Origin of the sequence: Porphyromonas levii DSM 23370, from assembly GCF_000379925.1 — a bacterium.
Classification (GTDB): Bacteria; Bacteroidota; Bacteroidia; order Bacteroidales; family Porphyromonadaceae; genus Porphyromonas_A; species Porphyromonas_A levii.
In genome coordinates, this window is sequence record NZ_KB904299.1 from 1 (window position 1) to 9,436 (window position 9,436).

Annotated in this window: 8 protein-coding genes and 1 pseudogene; 1 reads left to right on the forward strand and 8 read right to left on the reverse strand. The window is 46.0% G+C overall.

Annotated features, from left to right (window positions below; all coding sequences use genetic code 11):
• A pseudogene (locus A3GG_RS13650) lies at window positions 1-358 on the forward strand (hypothetical protein); the annotation flags it as partial.
• Here A3GG_RS13650 and A3GG_RS0110015 read toward each other — a convergent pair.
• The 8 genes from A3GG_RS0110015 to A3GG_RS0110050 form a co-directional block, all read right to left on the reverse strand.
• Window positions 348-1,262: a helix-turn-helix domain-containing protein gene (locus tag A3GG_RS0110015; RefSeq protein WP_018359158.1), complete on the reverse strand. Its 915-nt coding sequence runs from the start codon at window positions 1,260-1,262 to the stop codon at window positions 348-350. The pseudogene A3GG_RS13650 and the gene A3GG_RS0110015 sit on opposite strands and share 11 nt — an antisense overlap.
• A gap of 237 nt (window positions 1,263-1,499) precedes the next feature.
• Window positions 1,500-2,978, reverse strand: coding sequence for a tRNA uridine-5-carboxymethylaminomethyl(34) synthesis GTPase MnmE (mnmE, locus tag A3GG_RS0110020; RefSeq protein ID WP_018359159.1), 1,479 nt, complete (start codon window positions 2,976-2,978; stop codon window positions 1,500-1,502).
• Between the two features lie 94 nt (window positions 2,979-3,072).
• The gene (locus A3GG_RS0110025) at window positions 3,073-3,324 is read right to left on the reverse strand and encodes a type B 50S ribosomal protein L31 (protein WP_018359160.1); all 252 of its coding nucleotides are present in this window, start codon (window positions 3,322-3,324) and stop codon (window positions 3,073-3,075) included.
• A gap of 209 nt (window positions 3,325-3,533) precedes the next feature.
• Window positions 3,534-4,334: a copper resistance protein NlpE N-terminal domain-containing protein gene (locus A3GG_RS12890; RefSeq protein ID WP_083900408.1), complete on the reverse strand. Its 801-nt coding sequence runs from the start codon at window positions 4,332-4,334 to the stop codon at window positions 3,534-3,536.
• Window positions 4,335-4,426: 92 nt separating this feature from the next.
• Window positions 4,427-5,791, reverse strand: a complete 1,365-nt coding sequence (hemN, locus tag A3GG_RS0110035) for an oxygen-independent coproporphyrinogen III oxidase (protein ID WP_018359162.1) — start codon at window positions 5,789-5,791, stop codon at window positions 4,427-4,429.
• Complete coding sequence (locus A3GG_RS0110040; protein ID WP_018359163.1) at window positions 5,788-7,005, reverse strand: MFS transporter; 1,218 nt, start codon at window positions 7,003-7,005, stop codon at window positions 5,788-5,790. Before A3GG_RS0110040 ends, hemN begins: the two co-directional genes overlap by 4 nt.
• A gap of 8 nt (window positions 7,006-7,013) precedes the next feature.
• A complete protein-coding gene (locus tag A3GG_RS0110045; RefSeq protein ID WP_018359164.1) occupies window positions 7,014-9,068 on the reverse strand; it encodes a TonB-dependent receptor in 2,055 nt (684 codons plus the stop codon).
• A 139-nt stretch (window positions 9,069-9,207) separates the two neighbouring features.
• Window positions 9,208-9,436: transposase (locus A3GG_RS0110050; RefSeq protein WP_018359165.1), on the reverse strand; the 229-nt coding region annotated here is incomplete at its 5' end.

Here is a 9,436-nt window from a genome sequence, read left to right on the forward strand (position 1 = left end):
ACGTAATGAGGTAGAGGGGACTTTCGGAACCGTGAAGATGCGCTACGGAGCTGCTAGGATAAGGACACGACTTCCAGAGACAACGGAGGTAGCAGTCGCTATGTCTTTCTTAGCGAAAAATGTGATAACGTTCCTCAGGGAACTTATCCGCATTATTTTGTCGCTCCTATTTCCTTCGTTTTTTTTCTCCAAAATTACAAATCGTTCGCCAATATCCTGCATGCGTCTCAATTCTTCAAAAAAAACACATCCCCTAATTCAGCAAGCTCTATTTAATGGGTTATACATATCATTTGCAAGCAAAGTAAATCAGTTATCAGTCGGTGATTGCGATAACCGAGAAGTAACTATTGGATAATCATAGGTGGTTCGAATATTTGATCAAGCTCTTTCTGAGGAACAAGAACAATCCGTCCTTTCTTAACCCTTGACACCTTATATTGCTTCAGGTGGTGATAAACTTGGTCGCGAGTGAAGTTGTACTTTTCCATTATCTCAGGAACCGTGTAGTACTTGACTTCCTCCTTCTCAATCACTCCTTTGGCTTCTTGTACATGCCTTTTGGAGTAAAAGGTCTTATTGCCTTCCTTCTTCTTGGGGATGTTGTGGTCGTAAACAAGATTGTAAACAGCCGAAAGGGTCATCCCAAATCTCTCTGTGATCTCATCTGCCGTACACCATTCAGTAATATCTGGGTCAGCAGCATACTGAGCAAAGTAGGCGTCGATGTGTTTTTTGCTCCAATAGGTTCGCCCTCTATTGTAGGTCTTAGGGATATTCTCCCGCTTCCCGATGGCAAAGAGAGAGGAGCGTGAAATCTTGAAAAGCTCACAGACCTCTTCCGAACTATAAAGCTCCGTGATATTTGTTCTCTCAGTTGGAAGTCGTTTGACATAAGGTCGTTCAGCCAACATCCAATCGATGTCCTCTCGCCTAATTAAAGTTAAGCGACTGGATAGCTTTGAAGCTCGTAAGCGCCCAGAGTAAATCTGTTTGTAAACTCCTTGGACTGTTAGTCCCAAAAGAGCTGCTGTCTCGGCAACCGAAAGGTAGGGACGGTCTTTTAGATGAGCTACTGGTTGTTCTTGGATTACTCTCTGTGTCTCCACTTCGGTCTTTTTTACTCGTTCTACTCTTTTTCTTGCCTTGTATGCTCTACTCGCACAAGTGTGAGAATAGAATCTCGTGGAGACTTTCTGTGCTGTGAACTCTGCTCCGCAGTGCTCACAGATTTTCTTGATAGGTATCTTACTTCCTGCCATAATTAATCGTTATTTCGCCTTTTTTTGTTATCTCATCATACTCCATATTCAACCATATTCAACTTTGTCCAGCACCTCGGGAGGACAAAAGTGGGTGAGTAGGTGTGCGGTACAATAGCGGTACAAAAATGGGCGTAAAAACGACTAAAATCGATAACGAACGAGAGTTTCGGATAAAACAAAAGGCACTCAAATAGAGTGCCTTAGTGATGGTTTGTGATGGATGGTAAGTAGTCCTTACTTGCCGATGCAGAAGTTGGCGAAGATGGAGGTGAGGAGGTCGTCAGTGGTGACTTCGCCGATAACAGAGCCTAGGTGGGCTGTAGCTGCTCTTAGGTCTTGGGAAAGGAGGTCGCCACTTAACCCTAGTTGGATGCCATTCTCTACTGAGCTAAGTGCTTCAGCTGCGCTGTTAAGTGCGGTAGCCTGACGGATATTGATAACCATGAGTTGGTTGTCGGCTACCTCAAGGTCGTTAAAATGGTTGTGTAGATACTGCTGTACAGTCTCTATCCCTTCTTCGCTGTGTGCCGAAATTTCTAGGGGGTGGGAGTATCCTTTCTCTTGCAACCAAGTATTTATCTTGGCTACTTGCGCTGGTTGCGCAATGTCTATCTTATTGATAATTGGTTGGATGCGCCCTATTTCCACTTCGCTATTAAGCGCTGCTCGCGTCTCATCCCATCGCTCAGCCGTGTCTGTAGCATCCAAAAGCCATAGGGCTAGTTCGGCTGAAGCCGCTTTCTGAAGTGCTCTTCCAATGCCTATATTCTCAATGGTGTCTTCAGTTTCTCTAAGACCAGCCGTATCAATTAGTCTGAATTGCTGCCCTTCAATATACAGGGTATCCTCTATAGTATCTCTCGTAGTGCCGTGGATATCAGATACTATAGCTTTCTCTTCCCTCAGTAGACCATTTAGGAGTGTGGACTTACCCGCATTCGTGGCTCCTACAATGGCAATTGGAATACCATTCTTTATGACCTCGCTTTTTGAGTAGCTATCTGCTAGTCGCTTTACCTCCTGCTTCATTCTCTGGCAGTCTTTCAGAAGCTCCGCTCTAGGTACAAATTCTATATCCTCTTCAGAGAAATCCAACTCTACTTCTATGAGCGAGGCAATGCGTATTAGCTGCGCCCTCAGTTCGCTTATCTTCTTATGGAATACCCCTTTCATCTGTGTGATAGAAAGGCGTAGTGCCGCTCTATTGGTCGAAGCAATCACATCTGCCACTGCCTCCGTCTGGCTGAGGTCTAGCTTCCCATTGGCAAAGGCACGACGAGTAAACTCTCCTGGATCTGCCAACCTTGCGCCCAAGGAGATGAGTGCATCTAGTATAAGCTTAGAAATAAAAGGGTTGCCATGGTAGGTTATCTCTACTTGATCCTCGCCAGTGTAAGAGTGGGGGGCTCTCATGATAAGGACGATACAGTCGTCTATAGAGCTGCCATCTGTAGGGTCATGCAACCACCCGTATATGGCAGAGTAGGGAGTCGCTTTGAAGAGTGTTACTCCCTTCTTTGCTGGGCGAAAGAGACGCCCCACGACCTCAATAGCATCCTTTCCTGAAAGTTTGATAGTGCTCTGTGCTCCTACGCCATGAGGCGTAGCAATAGCACAAATGGTATCTGCAAACTTGCTCGTTTCCTCCATCTCCTGATTATTGCCCTCCTTTACGTCATTATACGGTACGAAGAATCCACCCCGAGCGTCCACCTTTCCCCTTGCGGGGCACCCCAAAACGCTCAGGATGAATTCTAGAATCCTTATATCTCCTAGAGCCCAGCTCTAGACACCTCCCCGAGGGAAATTACTTCTTACGGTTACCGTAGCGGCTGCGGAACTTATCCACACGTCCAGCGGTATCCACGAGGGTAGCTACACCTGTATAGAATGGGTGTGAACTACTTGAAACCTCCACCTTTACTAGTGGATAGGTAACACCATCAACTTCAATCTCCTCACGTGCGTTAACGCAAGAACGAGTGATGAAAATCTCTTCATTTGACATGTCCTTAAACACCACCTCGCGGTAGCTCTCAGGATGAATACCCTTCTTCATTATCTTATATTCTTTATTGGTTTGCTTCTAAACTCTCCAAATTGGACTGCAAAGGTACACACAATATTCCACATTCCCAAATAATTTACTGTGTAGAAACCCGTAGAGGGGGCATGGCATAAGTGCTATATCCATTAGAGTGTTAGAATGATTTAGTGCCGAACCTACTACAGCTGCATTGTCATTATTGTTAGCTGTAGTCCTATGGCTTACAAGTCCTCGTTACTCTTTTCTTTCACCAAGATATATCTTGCCACTGGAGTTGTCTCACCCTTCATCAGCAATAGTGTCTCCCCATCTATCGAAAGGCGGTCTACACCCTTCATCGCAGCTAGGAATTCATCCTCAATGCTATCCTCTGGGCATGCCATCATAGTCATCATATCCTGAGTGAATTGTACCTCCACATCATTCTTAAGCCTGTAGGCGAAGTTCAATACGTTGCAACCTACTTCAGCGTGTGCCAATCCTACTTTAGAGTCGAACATGATATAGTAGTGGTCAGGATCACTCTCCTTCACTTCCTTGCCATCGAATTCTACTAGTTGCCACTTCATATCTTCCACCAGCGGATTTCCTCCTTTGGTCAAGAGGTAGTAGTTCTCTAGTTCGCCTTCAATCACATTACCCTCTAAGTCCAGGTAGCGCACCCTATTTTCCTCTATCTTCACGAATGGTGATCTAGTCCCCTCCTCAATGCCTAGTAGTTTAATCGTATTGCCATCCTCAAGCCACTCGAAGGCTCCCTCTATGGTCTCCTTCTGAGTATCCTCCTTGCCTAAGTAACTTGTCGTAAGCCTGTAAGTATTGTCTTCGTTAAGCCTCAACTCCGTATCGATACCTTCACAGTCAGCGCAAGGAAGTGTGCCATAATAGCTTCCCTCCCAGTCCAGAGCATTCATCGCGGTGTGTGGGTCTGTTGATTCCGAAGAAGACTGTTTCTCGTCACAAGAACTTGCCATTGCCGTTATCAGTGCGAACACAGATAAGAGCGCCAAAACCTTTTTCATGATAATTATACCTATATATTAATGTATTATTTATCTCTACAATCCTTATCGTATTGCAAATGTATACATAATTACTTTCAATACCTACTCGTCTATATGGGCTTGGAGTAGGTGTTTCGGGTGTTACGTAGGAGAGGGTCCAGGCGCGAAGCTACATAGCGGAGGAATGGCGAGCCAGGTGTAGCCAGTTCAAAACCATCGTCCGTTAGGCGAATAAGTCCATCTACCTCTAGCTGTTTCATCTCTATAGCATCGTATGCTGTAGCCTTGCGTACCTCCTCAGGTGTCCGTCCCACGATACTTGCTATATCACTCCATGATAGGCGTTCATTGCACATCAGGGCTGTGATAACCTCTCTTGTAATCTGTTCCTCTTCCGTGAGCAGATAGCCACGGAGTATAGGTAGCTTGCCCTCCGAGATATTTCGGAGGTAAGAAGGTATGTGCTTTGTATTTTGTGTGTAAGCCGAGTTGAGTTGTGAGATAGCCGATACGCCAAATGCATACACCTGCCCAGTAGTTCGGCGTGAGCAATAGCCTTGGAAGTTGCGGTGTAGGGTATGCTCTTGAGCTGCCTGAAAGAGTTCATCGCTAGGCAATACAAAGTGATCCAACCCTATCTGTCGGTATCCGCTATCCAATAGACGATGGCGAGCTCTGCGGTACATCTCTGCCTTCGCATCATCGGTGGGTAATCCATGCCTTTCTAGTAGCTTTTGGGCAGGGAACATACTTGGCACGTGGGCGTAGGAGAAGGTCACTAATCGGCTTGGGCGTAAGTCTATTGCCCGTTGTATCGTCGCCTCAAAACTATCGGGTGTCTGTAGGGGAAGCCCATAAATAAAGTCTAGATTGAGCGGTACCCCTCGGTCGGAGAGGAGTTCGCGTACTTCCTCTATGGGCATCATAGGGGGAATACGATGCACAGCCTGGAGCACACTTGGCGAGAAGTCCTGTACTCCCAAGCTCATGCGGGTAAAGCCAAGTGCCAATAGCTCCTCGTACCCTTTTCGGTCTAGATGTCCTGGGTGTCCCTCTATCGCTATCTCGGGGCGCTCAATAAGGTCGAAGCGACTTGTGAGCTTATCTATCACCCTCCCTAGAAATTGAGGTGCAGCAATACTTGGACTACCTCCGCCGAAGTGAATCTGTGCAATCTTTCGACTAGGATCTATGCGCTCAGTTATTAGGTCTATCTCCTTTAGGAGCGCTTCGAAATACGCTTGGTCATCCGCCCCCTTACTACGCACATATGAATTGCACCCACAGTAGTGACAGAGCTGTTCACAGTAGGGGAAGTGGATATAGAAAGAGAGCTGACTTGGTTGCTCATTATTGGAGCACTCTATGGCAGTGACGAACTCGCGCTCGCCCACGCCCTCGTGGAAGAAGTTCGCCGGAGGATAGCTCGTGTACCTAGGTACAGGCACATTGTACTTGGATTGTATATCATTCATCTGACCATAATCGTCTTGGGGTTGTAGAACCATATATAGATAGCCGTAAGTAGCCCTAGTATTAGTGACGTGGTAAATAGACCTGCGTAGGTGCTAACATCGGCAATACGAGAGAGCCCGATAGAGAAAGCCATCGAGCTGAGATGGGTCACCACTATCTGGACTGTGAAGTCGGTGCCCTCGCGCCCCTCCCGCACTAGATCCATGCTGGTAGTATAGACCAGAGTAGCAGCCATGCCATAGCTGAGCCATACCATGCCGATACCTATATATATAAGGTAGGTGCTATGGGGGAGGAGACCACGAGTGTAGGTGAGGAGAAAGAAGACCGACGTGCATACAATCATTAGGGCTACTAACCGACGCATCCATTTCCGCCCAATGTGCTTTACCCCCAGTCCAGAGGCGAACGAACCAATCATTCCCATAGATGTGCCAAATATCCCTACCATAAAGCCGATAGACTTCATGTCATAGCCAAAGTCGACCATCATGGGGCGGAGGTTGGAGAGCAGACCTATGATACCTGTATAGAAAAGCACCAAGAAGAGAAGGTGCTTGTATATCCCTTTCTGAGCGAAGAAGGTAAACATATCCCGTGGAGTTGCCTTCGGACGGTTCGACATTCGCGAAGGCTGCAACAATATATGCCTATTCTGTAGCAGGGGAATAAGAGCCACCAGCACGAAAAGTGCTACGAGAGGCAGGATATGATTCCATCCAAACTTGTAGAAGAGCACAAGCAATACGCCACTCCCCACCATACTACCGGCAAATGAGCCCATAGATTGCATGCTATTGAGCAACCCTCGATCGCTCGGGGCAAAAGCACGTGCAGCAAGAGCGTCTGTAGCAATGTCTTGGGTCGCAGACATCACGAAGGCGAGTAGTATGAATCCGATAACGAGCACCGGCTGTGTCTCTAGCTTTAGGAGCGCTACACCTAGTATGATAAGGGCATACAATAGTTCCGAAATCACAATCCACCGCTTATAATCCACCACCTCCTTGGTGTGCCTATCTACAAGTGGCGACCATAGGAACTTAACAATCCAAGGCAACTTTATCAACTTGATAAGCGAGATGGCCGTGAGGGTATAATCTCCTTGGCGCATCAATATCGGTAGCACCGCAGCAAAGAAAGCCATCGGCACCGATTGAGCGATGTAGAGAGTAAAGAAAGTCCCTAAGTTGTATGCCTTATTGCTGCCCATTGAGTTGGTTAAAAGTCGAAGGTAAGGCTCATACCTATAGCGCGAGGACGACCAGGTTTGCCCATCTTTTTAGTCTCTGCGGTGTAAAAATAGCCGAGATAATCGCTATTCAAAAGATTATTTCCCCATACAGACCAGTTGATGCGTCCACTTTGGACAGCTACAGAGGCATCGAGGAGGTGGTAATAGTCTTGCTTTACTTCGTTGTCTTCGTGCCAAAACATATCCCCAATTCCCTTGTAGCCTAAGTGTAAGGTAATACTTTCATTCACTGGACTCTTAAGAGGGATTCTGTACTCTGTATTGGCTGCTACAGTATGTCGTGGTACGAAGGGAAGGAATTGTCCCTTGAATTGATCCGTATCAATAAATGTAGCGTGCGTAAAGCCATAAGCTGCAGAGAGATTCCATTTGTCAGTGATTCGTGCTTCAATAGCTGCTTCTATTCCCTTGCTTAGAGTAGACCCAGCATTGTAGGTCGCTTGACCAAGTCCAGGAATGGTCTTATTCAGCTGTTTGTCCTTGGTGTCTATCGCAAAAAGGATGACTTCTGCATACAAACGGCTTGGTACGAGCCAACCCTTTGCTCCAATCTCATAATTCCAGCTACTTTCTGCACCATAGCTTCTGTCGTCATCTCCTACATAGACGGTATTGAATCCACCGGTGATATAGCCCTGAGCAACTGTGGTGTATAGCTGAATATCAGGGGTAAAGAAGTATTGAAGTGATGCCTTCGGGGCAATGTGGAAGAAGGGCATCGAATTGTCCTCGTCTGTCTTTTTGCCATTCTTGTCCTCAAAGTACTTGAGACGAGCTTTTTCATAATCCAATCTCACTCCAGCCTCTAACCTCAATCGCTCCCAAAATCTAAAAGAGGACTGGTGGTAGAGCGAAGCACCCCATGTGAATTCATCATTGAGCCTATCTATTTGTACAGCCCGAGGAAGAATCATTGTGACATCTACAGTACGGTCAATTTTTTGCTGAAATCCAAATGCTCCAAAGCTCCAGTTGTACCACCCTTCGTTTTTGCCCTGTAGGGTTAGCTCTTGAGAAAAAAGCTTCTGTTTTTCACCTTGGACTACAAATAAAGCATTTACAGGAGTACCGTCCTGGTCTACATCATAGACTGCATCCACAAGGTGGGTAGATATTTGTCCACGCAGAATATACTTATCAGAATGATGGGTCATGAGCAATCCACCATCATACATCTTGCGGTCGTATTGGCTTTTATGGTCGAGATTGGCTGGTGCTACTGTCATATTCTCTGTATCTACAGCCCCATACGTAAATGCTCCTTGACGAGTTATGTCAAAATTATTGGTCCATCTTACTAGTGTGTTGGCATTGGGAGACCACTCCAATTTAGCATTGATAGCCCCTTGCTGTGCTCTATCTGCCATACTGCCATCAAAAGCATTGGGTATGTATCCCCTGAAAAAACGATAATTTCCCGAAAGCGAATAGGCCCAGTGATCGCTGAGTCTATTGAGGTGAGAAATACGCGCATCGACCTCACCAAGACTATTGCCATTGAGGCGGAATGTGGTGCCTTGGTGCTTAAATGGTGAGCGAGTCTGAACCAAGATAATGCCACCCATGGCGTTTCTTCCAAAGGTCGTGCCTTGAGGTCCTCGTAGAAATTCTATCTTCTCTACATCATTGAGGGCAAAGTCAAATGTAGACTTCTCGAAGTGCGGTACACCATCCACATACATCACGACAGCGGGTCTCAGCTTAGAGCCTACTCCACGTACCAATACCGACGAAGTGTGCGGGGTATCTCGGTCTATCATTATGAAGTTGGGCACCATCCCAGTAAAGTCCTTTATGTTTGTCACGCCTCTATTATTGAGCGTATTCAGGTCGATAGAAGTAGAGCTAATGGGCTGCGCTTGTAGTTTCGTTTGTGCCTTTACCCCCATTACCACCAAGTCATCTAGCTTGTAATAAGTGAGTGAATCTACATGCTCTGCCTTTGCCTCTTTCCAATTCAATACTAGGCTACTAGCTATCACAGCTACAGTAGCCAGACGATGCCACAATGATTGCTTCACGATTGATAATTTATTTGTTACGTACTCAACTCCTCTAGTTTGTATATTTGCTCGGTAGCCTTTTGCGACAGAGGTTCCTAAACATATAAAATAAAGGTAGCGCAAAGATACTATTTTTCTCCTGCATCTGATTTTTGGTTCATCCGACATTTCGTGTGATACGGCAGTCATGTAGAGCAAAAAGCCTTAGTTTGAAATATTCATCATCTCTATATCCGTAAGCATTTCTCTTCATCACTTTAATCTTATTGTTTATTCCCTCCACTTTGGCGGTTGATAGCCGTCCATAATACCATGCGAGTATTTCCTTTTTAGCTGCATTGATTGTGTTCGCTAATGACATTAGAGGTTTTGAAGCTGTTTCTAAT

Bases quoted from the DNA above. Each gene is read 5' to 3' on its own strand.
- A3GG_RS0110015 (WP_018359158.1), bottom strand. From the start codon at position 1,262: ATGGCAGGAAGTAAGATACCTATCAAGAAAATCTGTGAGCACTGCGGA.
- A3GG_RS0110025 (WP_018359160.1), bottom strand. From the start codon at position 3,324: ATGAAGAAGGGTATTCATCCTGAGAGCTACCGCGAGGTGGTGTTTAAG.
- A3GG_RS12890 (WP_083900408.1), bottom strand. From the start codon at position 4,334: ATGAAAAAGGTTTTGGCGCTCTTATCTGTGTTCGCACTGATAACGGCA.
- hemN (WP_018359162.1), bottom strand. From the start codon at position 5,791: ATGAATGATATACAATCCAAGTACAATGTGCCTGTACCTAGGTACACG.
- A3GG_RS0110040 (WP_018359163.1), bottom strand. From the start codon at position 7,005: ATGGGCAGCAATAAGGCATACAACTTAGGGACTTTCTTTACTCTCTAC.